This window comes from Streptomyces sp. NBC_01508 (genome assembly GCF_045040315.1).
Lineage (GTDB): Bacteria > Actinomycetota > Actinomycetes > Streptomycetales > Streptomycetaceae > Streptomyces.
Map to the genome: position 1 here is coordinate 5,223,689 of NZ_CP109419.1, position 17,559 is coordinate 5,241,247.

15 protein-coding genes and 1 pseudogene are annotated in these 17,559 nt (G+C 70.5%); 11 read left to right on the forward strand and 5 right to left on the reverse strand.

The features are described 5' to 3' along the window. Window positions 1-110 precede the first annotated feature (110 nt). From OG700_RS24420 to OG700_RS24430, 3 genes are all read left to right on the forward strand, one after another. Complete coding sequence (locus OG700_RS24420; RefSeq protein ID WP_405616998.1) at window positions 111-1,922, forward strand: PQQ-binding-like beta-propeller repeat protein; 1,812 nt, start codon at window positions 111-113, stop codon at window positions 1,920-1,922. A gap of 64 nt (window positions 1,923-1,986) precedes the next feature. Beyond that, on the forward strand, window positions 1,987-3,858 hold the full coding sequence (locus OG700_RS24425) for a PQQ-binding-like beta-propeller repeat protein (protein WP_405617000.1): 1,872 nt from the start codon (window positions 1,987-1,989) through the stop codon (window positions 3,856-3,858). Between the two features lie 398 nt (window positions 3,859-4,256). Next, window positions 4,257-4,961, forward strand: a complete 705-nt coding sequence (locus OG700_RS24430; RefSeq protein ID WP_405617002.1) for a LuxR C-terminal-related transcriptional regulator — start codon at window positions 4,257-4,259, stop codon at window positions 4,959-4,961. A 43-nt stretch (window positions 4,962-5,004) separates the two neighbouring features. Here the strand turns inward: OG700_RS24430 and OG700_RS24435 are convergent. Beyond that, window positions 5,005-5,202 (reverse strand): annotated as a pseudogene (locus OG700_RS24435) (hypothetical protein); the annotation flags it as partial. A gap of 156 nt (window positions 5,203-5,358) precedes the next feature. On the opposite strand from OG700_RS24435, the gene galT reads away from it, so the two are divergent. The 3 genes from galT to galK are packed head-to-tail and all read left to right on the forward strand — an operon-like array spanning window position 5,359 to window position 8,515. Beyond that, complete coding sequence (gene galT, locus OG700_RS24440) at window positions 5,359-6,405, forward strand: galactose-1-phosphate uridylyltransferase (RefSeq protein WP_405617004.1); 1,047 nt, start codon at window positions 5,359-5,361, stop codon at window positions 6,403-6,405. Then, window positions 6,402-7,370, forward strand: coding sequence for a UDP-glucose 4-epimerase GalE (gene galE / locus OG700_RS24445; protein WP_405617006.1), 969 nt, complete (start codon window positions 6,402-6,404; stop codon window positions 7,368-7,370). Before galT ends, galE begins: the two co-directional genes overlap by 4 nt. Continuing rightward, window positions 7,367-8,515 carry a galactokinase gene (gene galK, locus OG700_RS24450; protein WP_405617008.1) on the forward strand — a complete coding sequence of 383 codons (1,149 nt, stop codon included), beginning with the start codon at window positions 7,367-7,369 and terminating at the stop codon, window positions 8,513-8,515. The genes galE and galK overlap by 4 nt, the downstream gene beginning before the upstream one ends. Before the next feature lie 54 nt (window positions 8,516-8,569). Here the strand turns inward: galK and OG700_RS24455 are convergent, their stop codons facing one another. After that, window positions 8,570-9,013 carry a GNAT family N-acetyltransferase gene (locus OG700_RS24455; protein WP_405617010.1) on the reverse strand — a complete coding sequence of 148 codons (444 nt, stop codon included), beginning with the start codon at window positions 9,011-9,013 and terminating at the stop codon, window positions 8,570-8,572. Window positions 9,014-9,270: 257 nt separating this feature from the next. Between OG700_RS24455 and OG700_RS24460 the strand changes: the two genes are divergently transcribed. Continuing rightward, window positions 9,271-10,041 (forward strand): LuxR C-terminal-related transcriptional regulator, encoded by a 771-nt coding sequence (locus OG700_RS24460; protein WP_405617012.1) that lies wholly within the window; start codon window positions 9,271-9,273, stop codon window positions 10,039-10,041. 85 nt (window positions 10,042-10,126) lie between these two features. Here OG700_RS24460 and OG700_RS24465 read toward each other — a convergent pair whose 3' ends face one another. Next, complete coding sequence (locus tag OG700_RS24465) at window positions 10,127-10,630, reverse strand: MarR family winged helix-turn-helix transcriptional regulator (protein WP_405617014.1); 504 nt, start codon at window positions 10,628-10,630, stop codon at window positions 10,127-10,129. A 131-nt stretch (window positions 10,631-10,761) separates the two neighbouring features. Between OG700_RS24465 and OG700_RS24470 the strand changes: the two genes are divergently transcribed. From OG700_RS24470 to OG700_RS24480, 3 genes are all read left to right on the forward strand, one after another. Next, window positions 10,762-11,619, forward strand: a complete 858-nt coding sequence (locus OG700_RS24470; protein WP_405617016.1) for a trans-aconitate 2-methyltransferase — start codon at window positions 10,762-10,764, stop codon at window positions 11,617-11,619. Further along, window positions 11,619-11,981: a VOC family protein gene (locus OG700_RS24475; protein WP_405617018.1), complete on the forward strand. Its 363-nt coding sequence runs from the start codon at window positions 11,619-11,621 to the stop codon at window positions 11,979-11,981. The genes OG700_RS24470 and OG700_RS24475 overlap by 1 nt, the downstream gene beginning before the upstream one ends. Before the next feature lie 128 nt (window positions 11,982-12,109). Next, a complete protein-coding gene (locus OG700_RS24480; RefSeq protein ID WP_405617020.1) occupies window positions 12,110-12,736 on the forward strand; it encodes a Uma2 family endonuclease in 627 nt (208 codons plus the stop codon). Between the two features lie 84 nt (window positions 12,737-12,820). Here the strand turns inward: OG700_RS24480 and OG700_RS24485 are convergent, their stop codons facing one another. Together OG700_RS24485 and OG700_RS24490 are read right to left on the reverse strand one after the other, a co-directional pair. Then, complete coding sequence (locus OG700_RS24485) at window positions 12,821-13,513, reverse strand: TetR family transcriptional regulator (protein ID WP_405617022.1); 693 nt, start codon at window positions 13,511-13,513, stop codon at window positions 12,821-12,823. Beyond that, the gene (locus tag OG700_RS24490; protein WP_405617024.1) at window positions 13,510-14,529 is read right to left on the reverse strand and encodes an acyl-CoA desaturase; all 1,020 of its coding nucleotides are present in this window, start codon (window positions 14,527-14,529) and stop codon (window positions 13,510-13,512) included. Before OG700_RS24490 ends, OG700_RS24485 begins: the two co-directional genes overlap by 4 nt. A gap of 257 nt (window positions 14,530-14,786) precedes the next feature. Between OG700_RS24490 and ppc the strand changes: the two genes are divergently transcribed. Further along, on the forward strand, window positions 14,787-17,531 hold the full coding sequence (ppc, locus tag OG700_RS24495) for a phosphoenolpyruvate carboxylase (protein ID WP_405621933.1): 2,745 nt from the start codon (window positions 14,787-14,789) through the stop codon (window positions 17,529-17,531). The last annotated feature ends 28 nt before the right edge of the window (window positions 17,532-17,559 follow it).

Sequence of the window (17,559 nt, forward strand, 5' to 3'; positions counted from 1 at the left end):
CCGTTCCGGTGCCACCGGCCGGCATTTCAACTGCCAGCCGGTTTTTCCGTCGCCGGAACAGCGGGGGAGACCGACCGGACGAAGGACCGTACGACAAGGGGGAAGCGCTGATGACCCAGCCACCCAGCCAGCCACCGCCGCCGCCGGGACAGCAGCCGGGCCAGGAGCCGGGATACGGGTACCCGCAGGGGCAGCCCCAGTACGGCTACCCGCAGACACCGCCCGCCCCCGCGCAGCCGCCGGGCCAGCCGGGCCAGCCGGTTCAGCAGCCGGGACCGTACGGCCAGCAGCCGGGCCAGCCCGGCCCGTACAGCCAGCCCGGTCCGTACGGGCAGCAGCCCGGCCCCTACAACCAGCCGGGGCCCTACGGCTCCCAGCCCAACCCGTACGGCGGGGGCGGCGGCTACCCGCCCCAGCAGTTCCCCGGCGCGCCCACCCCGCCCCCCGGCGGCAACGGCGGCAACGGCGGCGGCAGCTTCTTCAAGCGCAAGCCCGGCGCCGTCATCGCCGCGGCCGTCGCGGGTCTGCTCGTCATCGGCGGCGGCACCTGGTTCGCCCTCAGCGGTGACGAAGGCGGCGGCAAGAAGAACGTCAGCAAGGACAAGGGCGACGACGCCAAGCCCAAGGACTCGCAGGAGCCCGACGACGGCGACGGCACCGGCGGCGGGCGCGACGCGCAGGACGACCTCAACGCCGGTCGCAAGGACGGCGAGTCGAAGGTCCTGTGGCTCCAGAAGAACGACGTCGACCTGCCGAAGAACGGCGCCGACGTGTACGGCCCGTGGTTCGCCGGCGACATCGTCGTCAAGGCCATGTACAAGAAGGTCGTCGGTTACAACGCCGCGGACGGTGAGGAGAAGTGGAGCCTCACGCTGCCCGCCGAGGCGTGTGCCGCGCCGCGTATGCCCACGGCCGACGGCAAGATCGTCATCGGGATCAAGGACGGTGTCACGGAGAAGTCCGAGTGCACCGTCCTCCAGCAGATCGACCTCAAGACCGGCAAGGGCGGCTGGAAGCAGGAGGTCAAGCAGCAGGGCAACTTCGACTTCCTCAGCGACATCACCCTCGCCATCAACGGCGACACCGTCACCGCGGCCCGCACCGGTCACGTCAACGCCTACCGGATGAGCGACGGCAAGGCGCTCTTCGACAAGGTGGCGGGCAACTGCCAGCCCGGCGCGATCTCCAGCGGCCCCCGGATGATCGCGGCCGAGTCGTGCCTCGGCGGTGACATCGACAAGCAGCAGAACCAGGTCCAGGAGCTGGACCCGACCACCGGCAAGGCCAAGTGGACGTACAAGCTCAAGGTCAACTGGCAGCTGGACAAGGTCTATTCGAGCGATCCGATCGTCCTGTCGCTGACCGAGCCGGACAAGAAGTCCTGGGCCATCGTCGCGCTCAACGACAACGGCACGGTGCGCTCCCAGATCGACGGCGGCAAGGACAAGTTCCAGCCCAAATGCAGCGGAAGCTTCATCGTCTTCGGTGAGAACCTGGACGGCTGTATCGGCGTCGCGGCCGACGCCAACACCTTCTACATGGCGACGCAGCCCAGCGAGACCGGTTCGACCGGCACCAACGAGGTCATCGCGTTCAGCCTCGACACCGGCAAGGCCAAGTGGCGCGCCAAGGCCCCGGCCGAGCGCGTCATGACGCCGCTGCGGATGGAGGGCGCGAACGTGCTCCTGTACTTCGACCCGTCGTACGACAAGGGCGGCGCCGTCGCGACCCTGGCGCCCACCGGCGGCGCCCCCAAGGTGCTGCTGAAGAACCCGCAGTCCACCTCCGAGATCGAGAGCTCCTTCTACTCCACCCAACTGGACTACGTGGGCGGACGGTTCTTCGTGACCAGCGACCGGGTCAGCGCCAGTGACGACAAGGCCGAGATGGAGACGAAGACCATGATGGCCTTCGGCAAGTGACGCGCCCCATGTCTCTCGCTCTCCCGCTCCGTACGCACACTCATCACCTTGAGGTAAGCACGCCATGACCCAGCCACCGCAGCCGCCCAACGAGCCCCCGCAGGGCGGGTTCGGCAAGCCGCAGGAGCCGCCGGCCGGCGGCTTCGGCGCCCCGACCGAGCCGCCCCCGGGCGGGTTCGGCGCCCCGGCGCCGCCGCCCGAGCAGCCCGGTTACGGCTACCCGCAGACGCCGCCCGGCCAGCCCGGCCAGCCGCAGTACGGCTACCCGCAGCAGGGGCAGTACCCACAGCAGCCGCCGACGCAGCCCGCCGGCCAGCCGCAGTACGGGCACCCGCAGCAGGGGCAGTACCCGCAGCAGCCCCCGACGCGGCCCATCGGCCAGCCCGTTCAGCCCGGCCAGCCGCAGTACGGGTACCCGCAGCAGCCGGGCCAGCCGTACACCCAGCCCGGCATCGGCGGTCCCGGCGGTCCCGGCGGTAAGAAGAAGGTCAGCACGCAGGCGCAGATCATCATCGCCGCGGTGGTCGCCGTCGTCCTGATCGTCGGCGGTGGCGTCTTCTTCGCCTCCAGCGACGACAAGGACGACCGGGCCACGACGTCCGACTCCAAGGACGACCAGGGCGGCAAGGGCGGCGAGGACGGGAAGGCCCTCGGCGGCGGCACGGAGAAGCCCCCGGCGGACACCAAGTCGAAGGTCGCCTTCCAGCTGCCGCAGCCCAAGGTCGGCGACATCACCGACGTGTCCGGCTCGTGGCTCACCGACAAGGCGTACGTCAAGACCGGCCTGAACCAGATCGTCGGCTACGAGGCGGACACCGGCAAGCAGCTCTGGACCATCCCGCTGCCCGGCCAGGTCTGCGCGGCGTCCCGGCACGCCACCGAGGACAACAAGACGGCCGTCGTCTTCGGCGCGAGCAAGCCGACCTCCAAGGACAAGTACGTCTCCTGCACCGAGGTCGGCGCGATCGACCTCGACAAGGGCTCCCTGATGTGGACCAAGTCGGTCACGGGCGGCAACGCCGGTGACAACAAGGCCGCCTTCAGGGAGGTCACCCTCAGCGGGAAGACCATCGCGGCCGGCGGCACCGACGGCGGCGCGGCCTTCGACCTGGCCACCGGCGACAACCTGTGGAAGCCCGAGGTCAACGCCGAGGGCTGCTACGACATGGGTTACGGCGGCGGCGCCGGGCTCGTCGCGGCCCGCAAGTGCGGCTCGTACGACGACCCGACGGTGACGATCCAGAACCTGAAGCCGTCCGACGGGGCGCCGATCTCCTCGTTCAAGATGCCCGCGGGCGTCGAGTACGTGTCGGTCGTCTCCACCAAGCCGCTCGTCGTCGCGGCCGACGTCGGCGACACCGCCGGGGACGGCAGCGGTATCTCGGACTTCTTCTCCATCGACGAGAAGACCGGCAAGCTGCGCGCCAAGATCCCGGTGGACGCGGACAAGTACGCGGGCAACTGCGCCTCCACCGAGGTGGAGCAGTGCACCAAGCTCGCCGTCGGCAACGACAAGATCTACGTGCCGACCGAGGAGCACGAGGGCGCCGGCGACGAGTACGGGCAGACCAACGAGATCGTCTCCTTCGACCTCGCGACCGGCAAGGCCCTGAGCGACCGGGCCGACGCGGGCGGGCGCTACACGATGTACCCGCTGCGGATGGACGGGTCGAACATCATCGCGTACAAGTGGCCCCCGTTCGACGGGGGCGGACAGATCGTCTCCATCGACGGCGCCACCTTCAAGGAGACGGTCCTGCTGGAGAACCCGGCCGAGAAGACCGTCCGCGAGGCCGAGACCAGCTTCTCGCTGGACGGCGCGGAGGTCCGCTTCGGCGGCGGCCGGATGTACACATCGGAGACGCTGATCAGCGAGCCGACCGACTACGACACGGACCGCAAGGAGTACCTCGTGGTGGCGTTCACCACGAACTAGGGCGTGTTTCGAAAGTCCCGCCTGGCCGACGACGCCTGGCACGCACACTCGCCGCGTTGACAGCGTCTTTCGAAGGCATCCGAGTACGCCCAGTACGAGAACGATCCTCCGCCTTGCGATCGCACGCACCAGACGCCGTCGGCCCCGCCCTTCGGGCGGACGGCGCTACTTTCGCAACACGCCCTAGCTTGAGGATCAGTTCAGTTCGGTTCGGTTCGGGATCGCCGGACGGGCCGCCGCGGGTGCGGCGGCCCGTCCGGCGATCACGTTTCGCCGCTGAAACGCGGCGAATTCGACAAGTGGGCGCCTTCTTACCCGTATGGGGGCGCGCGACTTCGGCCGAGCGTGTAGCTTGCCGGGTCAGGGGGGCCGGGGGGCCCGCGGGATGGGGTTGCTCGATGGGCGTACGGCTCATGGTGGTTGACGACCACCGACTGCTCGCCGAGGCGCTCGCCTCGGCCTTGAAACTGCGCGGGCACCGGGTGCTCGCCGCCGCGGCGCCCACGGCCGGCGCCGCCGAACTGGTCGTGAGCCGGGCGCCCGAGGTCTGCCTCATGGGGACGGCGGCACCGGCCGCGCCCGGCGCCTTCGACCCGATCGTACGGATCAGACGCGACCGCCCGCAGGTGGCGGTCGTGGTCCTGGGGCCGGTGCCGAACCCGCGCGGTATCGCCGCCGCGTTCGCCGCCGGGGCGTGCGGTTACGTCCGGCACGACGAGCGCATCGAGGGTGTGGAGCGGGCCATAGTGAAGGCGCGGGCGGGCGACGCGGCCGTGGCGCCGGGGCTGTTACAGGGGGCCTTCACCGAGCTGCTGAATCCGGCGGCGCAGCCGGACGACGAGGGACAGCGGCTGCTGCGGATGCTCACGCCGCGCGAGGTCGAGGTGCTGGTGCGGGTCGCCGAGGGTGAGGACACCCGGCTGATCGCCGCCGGCATGGGCATCGCGCCGAGCACCGCCCGTACGCATGTGCAGCGGGTCCTGATGAAGCTGGGGGTCGGCTCCCGGCTGGAGGCGGCGGCGCTGGCCGCGCGGACGGGGCTGCTGGACCGGGCGCTGGTGCCGGACGCCGGGAACGGGCTCTCGGGCCCGTCCGGCGCTTGAGGACACAGCACACACAGCACACACAGCGCGGCAGCCCGTGCGGCGGTATCCGCACCGGGCGCGGCTTCGTCCACCCCGGGAAGAACAGGCCGAGTGCCGGCATCGCCAGCCCCGTCCAGAGGTTGATGTTGACGCCCTCGGCCTTCTCCATGCCCGCGTCGGACACGAAGACACCGGCGACGGTGACGATCACCCCGTTCAGCGTGAACAGGCCGCCGATGGTGAGCCGGATGTCGAACAAGCGGGCTGCGGTGACCGAAACTGAACATTTCTGATGGTGTTCTTTGTTCGATTACGATCGAGTGCCGTAACCGTTGACGTGCGTGTGGGCTCGTGGTTAGTTATGTTTGATTCTGTTTAGGTGTGGGCTCGCGTGCGGCCGGAGGAAGAGAGAACGATGAAGAAGACGGTGACGGTGCTCGCCGACGGCCGGGAGCTGATCTACTACGACTCCCGCGACGACGCCGTACGCGACGCCGTGGACCTGCGGCCCCTCGAACCGATCGCCACCACCTCCGCGATCCGCCACGACCCGCTGCTCGGTGACTCGGTCGCCGTCGCCTCGCACCGCCAGGGCCGCACCTACCACCCGCCGGCCGGCGAATGCCCCCTCTGCCCCACCGACGCCGCCGCCGGCAAGCTCAGCGAGATCCCCGACAGCGCCTACGACGTGGTCGTCTTCGAGAACCGCTTCCCCTCCCTCGCCGGGGACTTTGGGCGCTGCGAAGTCGTCTGCTTCACCTCCGACCACGACACGTCCTTCGCCGGCCTCACCGAGGACCAGGCCGGTCTCGTCCTCGACGTATGGACCGACCGCACCGCCGAACTCGCCGAACTCCCGCAGGTGGAGCAGGTGTTCTGCTTCGAGAACCGCGGGCCCGAGATCGGTGTGACGCTCGGCCACCCGCACGGGCAGATCTACGCGTACCCCTTCGTCACCCCCCGCACCGAGCGGATGTCCCGCTCCGTCGCCGAGCACCGCGCGGCCACCGGCCGCAACCTCTTCGACGACGTCGTGGAGCGCGAGCGCGGCGCCGGACGGGTGGTCCTGGCGGGCGAGCACTGGGTGGCCTTCGTGCCGTACGCCGCGCACTGGCCGTACGAGGTGCACCTCTACCCGCTGCGCCGGGTGCCGGACCTGCGCGGTCTCGACGAGGCGGCGCGCGCCGAATTCCCGTCGGTCTATCTGGAGCTGCTGCGCCGCTTCGACCGGATCTTCGGCGCGGACGAGCCGCCGACGCCGTACATCTCCGCCTGGCACCAGGCGCCGTTCCGCGCCGCCGGGCGCGACGACTTCGCCCTCCACCTGGAACTTTTCACCATCCGCCGGACGTCGGGCAAGCTGAAGTTCCTCGCGGGATCCGAGTCCGGAATGAACGTCTTCATCAACGACGTGCCGCCGGAGACCGCGGCCGAGACACTGCGAGAGGTAGCGAGCGCGTGAGTGGCAAGTATCTGGTTACGGGCGGCGCGGGGTACGTCGGCAGTGTGGTCGCGGCGCATCTGCTGGCGGCCGGGCACACGGTGACCGTGCTGGACGACCTGTCCACCGGCTTCCGCGAGGCGGTCCCGGCCGGCGCCGAATTCGTCGAGGGCCGGGTCCACGACGCGGCCAAGTGGCTCGACCCGTCCTACGACGCGGTCCTGCACTTCGCCGCGTCCTCACAGGTCGGCGAGTCCGTCGCCCGGCCCGAGAAGTACTGGGACAACAACGTCGGCGGATCCATGGCGCTGCTGGCGGCGATGCGCGAGGCGGGCGTACGCAAGCTCGTCTTCTCCTCGACGGCGGCGACGTACGGCGAGCCCGTCTCCACCCCGATCACCGAGACCGACCCGACCGCGCCGACCAGCCCCTACGGCGCGACCAAGCTCGCCGTCGACCACATGATCGGCGGCGAGTGCGGGGCGCACGCTCTCGCCGCCGTCTCGCTGCGGTACTTCAACGTCGCCGGCGCGTACGGGAGTTACGGCGAGCGCCACGACCCCGAGTCGCACCTGATCCCGCTCGTCCTGCGAGTCGCCCTCGGCGCCCGGGAGTCGATCTCCGTGTACGGCGACGACTACCCGACCCCGGACGGCACCTGCGTCCGCGACTACATCCATGTCGCCGACCTCGCCGACGCCCATCTGCTCGCGCTGGACGCCGCGGTCACCGGGGAACACCTGGTCTGCAACCTCGGCAACGGCAGCGGGTTCTCCGTCCGCGAGGTCATCGAGACCGTCCGTACGGTCACCGGGCACCCGGTGCCGGAGGTCGCGGCCCCGCGCCGCGCCGGCGACCCGGCGGTCCTGGTCGCCTCCGCCGCCACGGCGCGCGAGCGCCTGGGCTGGGCCCCGAGCCGCGCCGACCTGGCGGGGATCGTCGCGGACGCGTGGGCGTTCGCACGCCGAGAGGAGACCAACGGGTGAGCGTGCGCGCGCAGTTCGAGGAGCTGTACGGTTCGGCGCCCGAGGGCGTGTGGGCCGCTCCCGGCCGGGTGAACCTGATCGGCGAGTACACCGACTTCAACGACGGTTTCGTGCTGCCGCTCGCGCTGCCGCACACCGCCGTCGCGGCGGTCTCGCGGCGCACGGACGGCGTCCTGCGCGTGCACTCCGCCGACGCCCCCGGCGCAGTGGTCCAACTGGCCGTGGACGCGCTGGTGCCGCTCTCCGACACCGGCTGGGCCGCGTATCCGGCGGGCGTCGTCTGGGCGCTGCGCGAGGCGGGGCACACCGTCACCGGCGCCGATATCCACCTCACGTCGACCGTGCCGACGGGCGCGGGGCTCTCCTCGTCGGCGGCGCTGGAGGTCGTGACCGCGCTCGCCCTGAACGACCTGTACGGACTCGGCCTGTCCGGGCCCGAGTTGGCGGTCCTCGCGCAGCGCGCCGAGAACGCGTTCGTCGGCGTCCCGTGCGGCGTCATGGACCAGATGGCCTCCGCCTGCTGCACCGAGGGCCACGCGCTGTACCTCGACACCCGCGATCTCTCGCAGCGCCGGGTCCCCTTCGACCTGGCCGCCGTCGGGCTCCAACTGCTGGTCGTCGACACGCGGGTGAAGCACGCCCTGGGCGACGGCGCGTACGCGGAGCGACGCGCCGGTTGCGAGACCGGCGCGCGGGCGCTCGGTGTACGCACGCTGCGTGAAGTGGAGTACGCGCGTCTGCCCGTCGCGCTGGACCGGCTGGCGGGCGAGGAGGAGAGCGTACGGCGCTATGTCCGCCATGTCGTGAGCGACAACCACCGCGTGGAGAAGGTCATCGGCCTGCTCGACGCGGGCGACGTCCGCGCGGTCGGCCCCGTCCTGGCCGACGGCCACCGCTCGCTCCGCGACGACCTGCGGGTCTCGTGCCCCGAACTGGACCTCGTGGTGTCGTCGGCGATGGCGGCGGGCGCGCTGGGCGCGCGGATGACGGGCGGCGGCTTCGGCGGCTCGGCGATCGTGCTGGTGGAGACGGCGGACGCGGACACGGTGACGAAGGCGGTCCTGGAGGCGTTCACGGCGGGCGGCCACACGGCGCCCCGCGTCTTCCCGGCGGTCCCGTCGCGGGGGGCGCACCGGGTGGTCTGAGGGCGGGCCGCCGGTTCTGGTCAGGTGCTCAGGTCAGGTGCTCGGTTCAGGCGCTCAGGTCAGGCGCTTGATGAACAGGTACTCCGTGACGCCCGGCGGATAGTCGGGGATATGGCCCGCCAGGTCGTACCCCTGCCGCCGGTAGAACGCCGGCGCCTGGAAGTCCCAGGTCTCCAGGCGCGCGTGCGTGCAGCCCCTGGCGCGGGCCAGGTCCTCCGCCTCGTTGAGAAGGCGTGTGCCGAGGCCCGTGCCACGGTGCGTTTCATCGATCCACAGCAGATCGACATGGAGCCAGCGTGCCCACACATGGGCCGCGAGACCGCCGGCCAGCGCGCCCGTCGACTCCTCCATCAGCCATACGTGCAGCGGGAATTCCTCGTCGTAGGCGGACCCCCGCAGCTCCCGCAGAACCGGCGAACGGGCCGTGTTGGTCTCCCGCATCCGCTCGCCGAGCGACGCGCGTCGTTCTTTGTCGACTTCTGTCTCGATACGAAACATGCGCCCCACCCTAACCAGCCGTCGTCGATCAGTTCTGCAAATAGTCTTCCGCTGCGGGCGCCCGCCCGTACGCTGATGCACAGCACCGGTGGGGGCCGGTGCTGATCAGGGAAGCGAGACAGTCGGGTACGACGCCCGGGGTGGGTGGGCAGCCGCACGGCGGCGGCCGCGGCGGCACCAGTGTCCACGCGACGCGCACCCCACCCCACCGGGCGCCGTACCCGCGTCGTCCGCGCCCCGACATCTGGGGGTGGCAAGTGGTCCGTATCAGGGTTCTCGTGGTGGACGACCACCGCATATTCGCCGAGTCGCTGGCAGCCGCCCTCGCGGCGGAGCCCGACGTGGACGTCGCCGCCGCCGGCAGCGGTCCCGCCGCGCTGCGCTGTCTTGAGCGGGCGGCGGCCGAAGGGCGAAGATACGACGTGCTGTTGGTCGACGCCGACCTCGGCATCGTCGCGGGTCCGGGCAGTGGCCCGGTGGCCCGCGCCGTACCCGACAGCGGCGAAGGCGGTCTCGGGCTCGTCGACGGCATCTCGCTGGTCGCGGGCGTCCGTTCGGGACAGCCGTCCGTACGGTGCGTCGTTCTCGCGGAGAAGGACGACCCGCGCCGCGCGGCACTCGCGCTCCAGGCCGGCGCGTCCGGCTGGGTCGCCAAGGACTGCTCGCTGCAACGGCTGCTGGCGGTGATCAGAGGCGTGCTGCGCGACGAGACGCATCTGCCGCCCGCGCTGCTCACCAACGTCCTGCGGGAGCTGACCGCCGCGCGCAAGCACCGCACGGACAGCGAGCGGCTGGTCGACTCGCTGACACCGCGCGAGCTGGAGGTGCTGCGCTGCATGGTGGCCGGCCTGGGGCGCAAGGCGGTGGCCGAGCGGCTGTTCCTGTCCCCGCACACGGTCCGTACGCACATGCAGAACGTGCTCGGGAAGCTCGGCGTGCACTCGACACTGGCGGCGGTCGCACTGGCCCGCCGCGCGGGAGTGGGCCCGGCGGACCTGGGCGAGACGGACGCGGTGCGGGTGGGCTGAACATCCAGCCCGTCCGGCGATTGAGGACGAACCGGCCCGCCGGACGGACCCGGCGAACCCTTCCGGTCGCCGCACGGGACGGGCGTCAGCCGGGGCCGGGGACGTTGTCGAACGGCGCGGTCAACCGGCGCAGCAGCGCGGCCAGTTCGCCGCGCTGCCCGCGCGACAGCTCCGCGAGGATCGCGCGCTCCTGGGCGAGCAGCCCGGCCAGCGCCTGATCGGCGCGGTCGCGCCCCTCGGGGGTGAGCCGGACGAGGACCCCGCGCCGGTCGCTGGGGTCGGGCAGCCGCTCGACCAGGTCCTTCTTCGCCAGCCGGTCGATGCGGTTGGTCATCGTGCCGGACGTGACCAGGGTCTGGGTCAGCAGCTGACCGGGGGAGAGCTGGTACGGCGCGCCGGCCCGCCGCAGCGAGGTCAGGACGTCGAACTCCCACGGCTCCAGGTTGTGCTCGGAGAACGCGAGGCGACGGGCCCGGTCGAGATGGCGCGCGAGCCTGCTGACGCGGCTGAGCACCTCAAGCGGTTCCACGTCGAGGTCCGGCCGCTCCCGGCGCCATGCTGCGACCAGACGGTCGACCTCGTCCTCCATGGCGATCAGTGTAGAGGGTCTGTCGACATGAAGTCTCTTGACGTCAAGATATATTTGGAGGCACGCTTGGGCATGGTCGGGCGCGGAGGGGAATCCGCCCGTCCGCTCCGTATCCCGAGGGGGCTTCACACATGCGTTCGACAGCGACTCCGGCGACCACTCCCGCCACCACTTCCGCTCCGACCTGGGACCCGCAGCAGTACCTCCACCACTCCGCGCACCGCACCCGCCCGTTCCTCGACCTGCTGGCCCGGATCCCCGAACTGCCCAACGGCGACCGGCCCCCACACATAGCCGACCTAGGCTGTGGCCCCGGCAACGTCACGGCACTCCTCGCCGAACGCTGGCCCACCGCCCACATCACCGGCTACGACCTCTCGGCCGAGATGCTGGCACAGGCCGAGAAGGAGTACGCCGGCGCCACCGCCGGCGGCGGCCGGCTCGACTTCCGGCCCGCGGACGCCACACACTGGACCCCCGACGAGCCGTACGACCTGATCGTCTCCAACGCCGCACTCCAGTGGGTCCCGGGCCACGCCGAATCCTTCCCGGACTGGGTCGACGCCCTCACCCCCGGCGGCACGCTCGCCTTCCAGGTCCCCGGCAACTTCACCGCCCCCAGCCACGCGCTCCTCGGCGAACTGTGCGAGACCCCGCGCTGGAGCGACCGCCTCGACAGCCACGGCCGGCGCTTCGTACACATCCTGGACCCGGCCGACTACCTGCTGCGCCTCACCGACCTCGGCTGCACGACGGACGCCTGGGAGACCACCTACCTCCAACTGCTCTCCGGCGAGGACCCGGTGCTCGACTGGGTCAAGGGCACCGCCCTGCGGCCCGTCCTCACCGAACTCGCCGACGACCCCGAGGCGGCGGCCGAATTCCTCGGCCAGTACGGCGACCTGCTCCGCAAGGCCTACCCACCCGGCCCGCACGGCACGGTGTTCCCATTCCGCCGGATCTTCGCCGTGGCGAGGAGGCAGGCCTGATGATCGCCGCCCTCGACCATGTCCAGCTCGCCGCCCCGGCGGGCTCGGAGGACGCGCTGCGTACGTACTACATCGACGTCCTGGGCATGACGGAGATCCCCAAACCACCGGCCCTGGCGGTACGCGGCGGCTGCTGGTTCCAAACCGGCCAGGTCCAGCTCCACCTCGGCATCGAGGCGGACTTCCGCCCGGCGCGAAAGGCCCACCCGGGCCTGCGGGTCACCGGCATCGACGCCTTCGCGGCCCGCCTGGAGAGCCGGGGCACCCCGGTGACCTGGGACGCCGGCCTCCCCGGCCACCGCCGCTTCTACTGCGACGACCCGGTGGGCAACCGGCTGGAGTTCCTGGAGCCGGTGACCTGACGCCATCACTCTTTCTGATGATCAACACGCGGTACGGCACACCGGGACGACACGGCCTCGTAGCGTCCCGGTGTCGCTTGTGATGCGACGAAACACATGCCCACACTTGAAGGAGGAGGTGCTTCACGATGACCGCTCTCGCACATGAGGTGACGCCGGTGACAACGGACGACAAGCCGGCTGCCGGCCTGGACGAGATCCTGTGGCAGGCGTGGAAGGCCATGGAACTCCCCGAGGGTTATCAGGCCGAGATCATCGAGGCGTCCATCGAAGTGTCGCCTACCGGTCGCCGCCGTCACATGGTGCTGATCAACCGTCTCCGCCGGGCGCTGGAAGCGCACCTGGAGGGCCACGACTACGCGGTGTGGCACGACGGCAACGTCATCCATCAGAGGAAGTGCTGGATCCCGGATCTCTTCGTAGCTCCGGATGATCCGGACGAGATCCCCGACGAGGAGGATCTCGGCGTCGACGCCGCCGGCGTCGTCATGGTCGTCGAAGTCGTCTCGCCCGGAGCCCGCAACGTCGAACGCGACCGCGTCCGCAAGCGCCGTGAGTACGCCCGCGCCGGCATCGCGCTGTACGTGCTGATCGACGACCTCGACGGCGAAGGCACCGTCTCCCTGCTGACCGTCCCCGACAGCAAGAAGGCCACCTACACCGAAGAACACCGGGTGCCCTACGGTACCGACGCCGTCATCCCGGACGGCGCCGCCAAGGGCTTCACCATCGGCGAGGCGATCACGCGGAACTGACCGGAGCCGAAGGCCCACGGGCCGGGACCGGGACCCGGGGGCGCCGCGCGCCGTCGGCACCCGGCCCCGGCCGAAACCCCTCGCTCACACCTTGCGGTGGCCTATCAGGCGCGGCTTCGCCTCCAGATTGCCCAGCCCGTGCCACGCCAGATTCACCAGATGCGCCGCCACCTCGTTCTTCTTCGGGCGGCGGGTGTCCACCCACCACTGGCCCGTCAGCGCCACCATGCCCACCAGGGCGTGCGCGTACAGCGGGGCCAGCTTCGGGTCGAAGCCGCGGGCCTTGAACTCCATGCCCAGGATGTCCTCGACCTGCGTGGCGATGTCACTGATCAGCGAGGCGAACGTGCCCGTCGACTGCGCCACCGGCGAATCGCGGACCAGGATGCGGAAACCGTCCGTGTACTCCTCGATGTAGTCCAGGAGCGCGAACGCCGCCTGCTCGCACAGCTCACGCGGATGGCCCGCCGTAAGAGAACTCGTCACCATGTCGAGCAACTGGCGCATCTCCCGGTCGACCACCACCGCGTACAGCCCCTCCTTGCCGCCGAAGTGCTCGTACACCACCGGCTTGGAGACGCCCGCCTTCGAGGCGATCTCCTCCACCGACGTGCCCTCGTAGCCCTTCTCGGCGAACAAGGTGCGGCCGATGTCCAGCAGTTGCTCGCGACGCTCCTTGCCGGTCATCCGCACCCGGCGGGAACGCCGGGGCGCGCTCGGGGTCCGGCTCTTGTCGGTGTCGCTCTTACCGCCGTCGATCGCCACGTTGCCAATCATGCCGCGTTGGGATGGTCAATTTTCCGCCGGGCGTCCAGCCGTCCGGCGTCGGGCCAGCGCACGCTGTGCACCCAGCCGAACGCCTCGAACCACCGGATCAGCCGGGCACTGGAGTCGACCTGACCTCGCAGCACACCGTGCCGTGCGCTCGTCGGGTCCGCATGGTGCAGGTTGTGCCATGACTCGCCACAGGACAAGACCGCCAGCCACCACACATTGCCTGAGCGGTCACGCGACTTGAACGGCCGCTTGCCCACCGCGTGACAGATCGAGTTGATCGACCACGTGACATGGTGCAGCAGCGCCACCCGCACGAGCGAGCCCCAGAAGAACGCCGTGAACGCGCCCCACCACGACATCGTCACCAGCCCGCCCACCAGCGGCGGGATCGCCAGCGACACGAACGCCCAGAGCAGGAACTGCCGCGAGACCCGCCGGATCGCCGGATCCCTGATCAGATCCGGCGCGTACTTCTGCTGCGGCGTCTGCTCCTCGTCGAAGAGCCAGCCGATGTGCGCCCACCACAGCCCCTTCAGCAGCGCGGGCAGCGACTCGCCGAACCGCCACGGCGAGTGCGGGTCACCCTCCGCGTCCGAGAACTTGTGGTGCTTACGGTGATCGGCGACCCAGCGGACCACCGGACCCTCCACCGCCATCGACCCCGCCACGGCCAGCGCGATCCGCAGCGGACGCTTCGCCTTGAACGAGCCGTGCGTGAAATACCGGTGGAAGCCGACCGTGATGCCATGGCAGCCGATGAAATACATCGCCACGAGCAGCCCCAGATCGAGCCAGCTCACCCCCCAGCCCCAGACCAGCGGAACGGCGCCGAGCAGGGCGATGAAGGGCACGACGATGAAGAGCAGCAGCGTGATCTGTTCCAGTGAACGCTTGCTCTCCCCGCCGAGCGTGGCGGAGGAAGCGGACTGAGCTGAGAGAGCTGAAGGAGCGGAGAAACCGTCCGGCGCAGGCTGAGCCTGTGAGGAGTCGCCGAGAACGTCAGGGCCTGTCGACATGGGTGTGTCCCCTGGAGGTGTGGAATGCGGCATTCTGCCCGTCTACGGGCGCGTAACCTACGGCAACGTAAGTATGGCAGCGAAGAGCCACGCGGCAAGGGCCTGTGGATAACGACGCGCAAAGGACACCTATCCTTGTGACGTCGGACAGCGCGGTCCGGTCGAACAATCTCTCCAGAACCTTCTCCTCCCGACGTGCTCAAACACTGCAAGGAGCCGCACCTGTGAGCAGTGCCGACCAGACCCCGACCGCCGGGTTGTCAGCCGACCGGCCGTCCGCCACCGAGGGCACCCCGACCGCCAATGTGGAGCTGCGCTCCGACATCCGCCGGCTCGGCGACCTCCTCGGCGAAACCCTCGTACGCCAGGAGGGCCCCGAACTCCTCGACCTCGTCGAACGCGTCCGCGCCCTCACCCGCGAGGACGGCGAAGCCGCCGCCGCGCTGCTCGGCGACACCGACCTGGAGACCGCCGCCAAGCTCGTCCGCGCCTTCTCCACCTACTTCCACCTCGCCAACGTCACCGAGCAGGTCCACCGGGGCCGCGAGATGCGCGACCGCCGGGCCGCCGAGGGCGGGCTCCTCGCCCGTACCGCCGACCGCCTCAAAGACGCCGACCCCGACCACCTGCGCGCCACCGTCAACAACCTCAGCGTCCGCCCCGTCTTCACCGCACACCCCACCGAAGCCGCGCGCCGCTCCGTACTGAACAAGCTCCGCCGTATCGCCGAACTCCTCGAAGTGCCCGTCATCGCCGCCGACCGGCGCCGCCACGACCTGCGGCTCGCCGAGTCCATCGACCTGATCTGGCAGACCGACGAACTGCGCGTCGTACGGCCCGAGCCCGCCGACGAGGCCCGCAACGCCATCTACTACCTGGACGAACTGCACGCCGAAGCCGTCGGCGACGTCCTCGAAGACCTCGTCGCCGAACTGGAACGCGTCGGCGTCGAACTGCCCCCGGGCACCCGCCCCCTCAGCTTCGGCACCTGGATCGGCGGCGACCGCGACGGCAACCCCAACGTCACCCCCGCCGTCACCTGGGAAGTGCTGATCCTCCAGCACGAACACGGCATCACCGACGCACTCGACCTCATCGACCAACTGCGCGGCCAGCTCTCCAACTCCATCCGGTACGCCGGCGCCACCCAGGAACTCCTGGACTCACTCGCCACCGACCTGGACCGCCTCCCCGAGATCAGCCCCCGCTACAAGCGCCTCAACGCCGAAGAGCCCTACCGCCTCAAAGCCACCTGCATCCGGCAGAAGCTCGTCAACACCCGCGAACGCCTCGCCAAAGGCACCCCGCACAGCGAAGGCCGCGACTACCTCGGCACCGCGCAACTCCTCGACGACCTCACCCTGATCCAGACCTCCCTGCGCGCCCACCGCGGCGGACTCTTCGCCGACGGCCGCATGGACCGCACCATCCGCACCCTCGCCGCGTTCGGGCTCCAGCTCGCCACCATGGACGTACGCGAACACGCCGACGCCCACCACCACGCCCTCGGCCAGCTCTTCGACCGCCTCGGCGAAGAGTCCTGGCGGTACGCGGACATGCCCCGCGAGTACCGGCAGAAGCTGCTCGCCAAGGAACTGCGCTCCCGCCGCCCCCTCGCCCCCACCCCGGCACCCCTGGACGCCGCCGGCGAGAAGACCCTCGGCGTCTTCCACACCGTCAAGCAGGCCTTCGAGCGCTTCGGCCCCGAAGTCATCGAGTCCTACATCATCTCCATGTGCCAGGGCGCCGACGACGTCTTCGCCGCCGCCGTCCTCGCCCGCGAAGCCGGACTGCTCGACCTGCACTCCGGCTGGGCGAAGATCGGCATCGTGCCGCTCCTGGAGACCACCGACGAACTGCGCGCCGCCGACATCATCCTCGACGAGATGCTCGCCGACCCCTCCTACCGACGGCTCGTCTCCCTGCGCGGCGACGTCCAGGAAGTCATGCTCGGCTACTCCGACTCCTCCAAATTCGGCGGCATCACCACCAGCCAGTGGGAGATCCACCGCGCCCAGCGCCGGCTCCGCGACGTCGCACACCGCTACGGCGTACGCCTCCGCCTCTTCCACGGCCGCGGCGGCACCGTCGGCCGCGGCGGCGGCCCCTCGCACGACGCGATCCTCGCGCAGCCCTGGGGCACCCTGGAGGGCGAGATCAAGGTGACCGAGCAGGGCGAGGTCATCTCCGACAAATACCTGATCCCCGCCCTCGCCAGGGAGAACCTGGAACTGACCGTCGCCGCCACCCTCCTGGCCTCCGCCCTGCACACCGCACCCCGCCAGTCCGACGAGGCACTGGCCCGCTGGGACGCCGCCATGGACACCGTCTCGGACGCCGCCCACGGCGCGTACCGCAAGCTCGTCGAAGACCCCGACCTGCCCGCGTACTTCTTCGCCGCGACCCCCGTCGACCAGCTCGCCGACCTGCACCTCGGCTCACGCCCCTCCCGGCGCCCGGACTCCGGCGCCGGACTCGACGGGCTGCGCGCCATCCCCTGGGTCTTCGGCTGGACCCAGTCCCGGCAGATCGTCCCCGGCTGGTACGGGGTCGGCTCCGGCCTCAAGGCGCTACGGGAATCGGGCCTCGACCCGGTCCTGGACGAAATGCACGAACACTGGCACTTCTTCCAGAACTTCCTCTCCAACGTCGAGATGACCCTCGCCAAGACCGACCTGCGGATCGCCAGGCACTACGTCGACACCCTCGTGCCCGACGAACTGAAGCACGTCTTCACCGCCATCGAGACCGAGCACGCGCTCACCGTGCGGGAAGTCCTGCGGATCACCGGCAACAAGGAACTGCTCGGCTCCAACCCGGTCCTGCGGCAGACGTTCGCCATCCGCGACGCCTACCTCGACCCGATCTCCTACCTCCAGGTCTCGCTCCTCGCGCGCCAGCGCGCGGCGGCGGCCCGCGAGGAGGCACCGGACCCGCTGCTCGCGCGGGCGCTGCTCCTGACGGTCAACGGGGTGGCGGCCGGGCTGCGCAACACCGGCTGAATGAGAGGGCCGGGGTGCCGCCGTCCGG

What these genes read in the sequence shown, in the direction of transcription:
- OG700_RS24425 (WP_405617000.1), top strand. Translation starts at nt 1,987, where the DNA reads ATGACCCAGCCACCGCAGCCGCCCAACGAGCCCCCGCAGGGCGGGTTC.
- OG700_RS24465 (WP_405617014.1), bottom strand. Translation starts at nt 10,630, where the DNA reads ATGGAGGACGAGGTCGACCGTCTGGTCGCAGCATGGCGCCGGGAGCGG.
- OG700_RS24455 (WP_405617010.1), bottom strand. Translation starts at nt 9,013, where the DNA reads ATGTTTCGTATCGAGACAGAAGTCGACAAAGAACGACGCGCGTCGCTC.
- OG700_RS24475 (WP_405617018.1), top strand. Translation starts at nt 11,619, where the DNA reads ATGATCGCCGCCCTCGACCATGTCCAGCTCGCCGCCCCGGCGGGCTCG.
- OG700_RS24430 (WP_405617002.1), top strand. Translation starts at nt 4,257, where the DNA reads ATGGGCGTACGGCTCATGGTGGTTGACGACCACCGACTGCTCGCCGAG.
- OG700_RS24485 (WP_405617022.1), bottom strand. Translation starts at nt 13,513, where the DNA reads ATGATTGGCAACGTGGCGATCGACGGCGGTAAGAGCGACACCGACAAG.
- OG700_RS24480 (WP_405617020.1), top strand. Translation starts at nt 12,110, where the DNA reads ATGACCGCTCTCGCACATGAGGTGACGCCGGTGACAACGGACGACAAG.
- OG700_RS24420 (WP_405616998.1), top strand. Translation starts at nt 111, where the DNA reads ATGACCCAGCCACCCAGCCAGCCACCGCCGCCGCCGGGACAGCAGCCG.
- OG700_RS24490 (WP_405617024.1), bottom strand. Translation starts at nt 14,529, where the DNA reads ATGTCGACAGGCCCTGACGTTCTCGGCGACTCCTCACAGGCTCAGCCT.
- galT (WP_405617004.1), top strand. Translation starts at nt 5,359, where the DNA reads ATGAAGAAGACGGTGACGGTGCTCGCCGACGGCCGGGAGCTGATCTAC.
- OG700_RS24470 (WP_405617016.1), top strand. Translation starts at nt 10,762, where the DNA reads ATGCGTTCGACAGCGACTCCGGCGACCACTCCCGCCACCACTTCCGCT.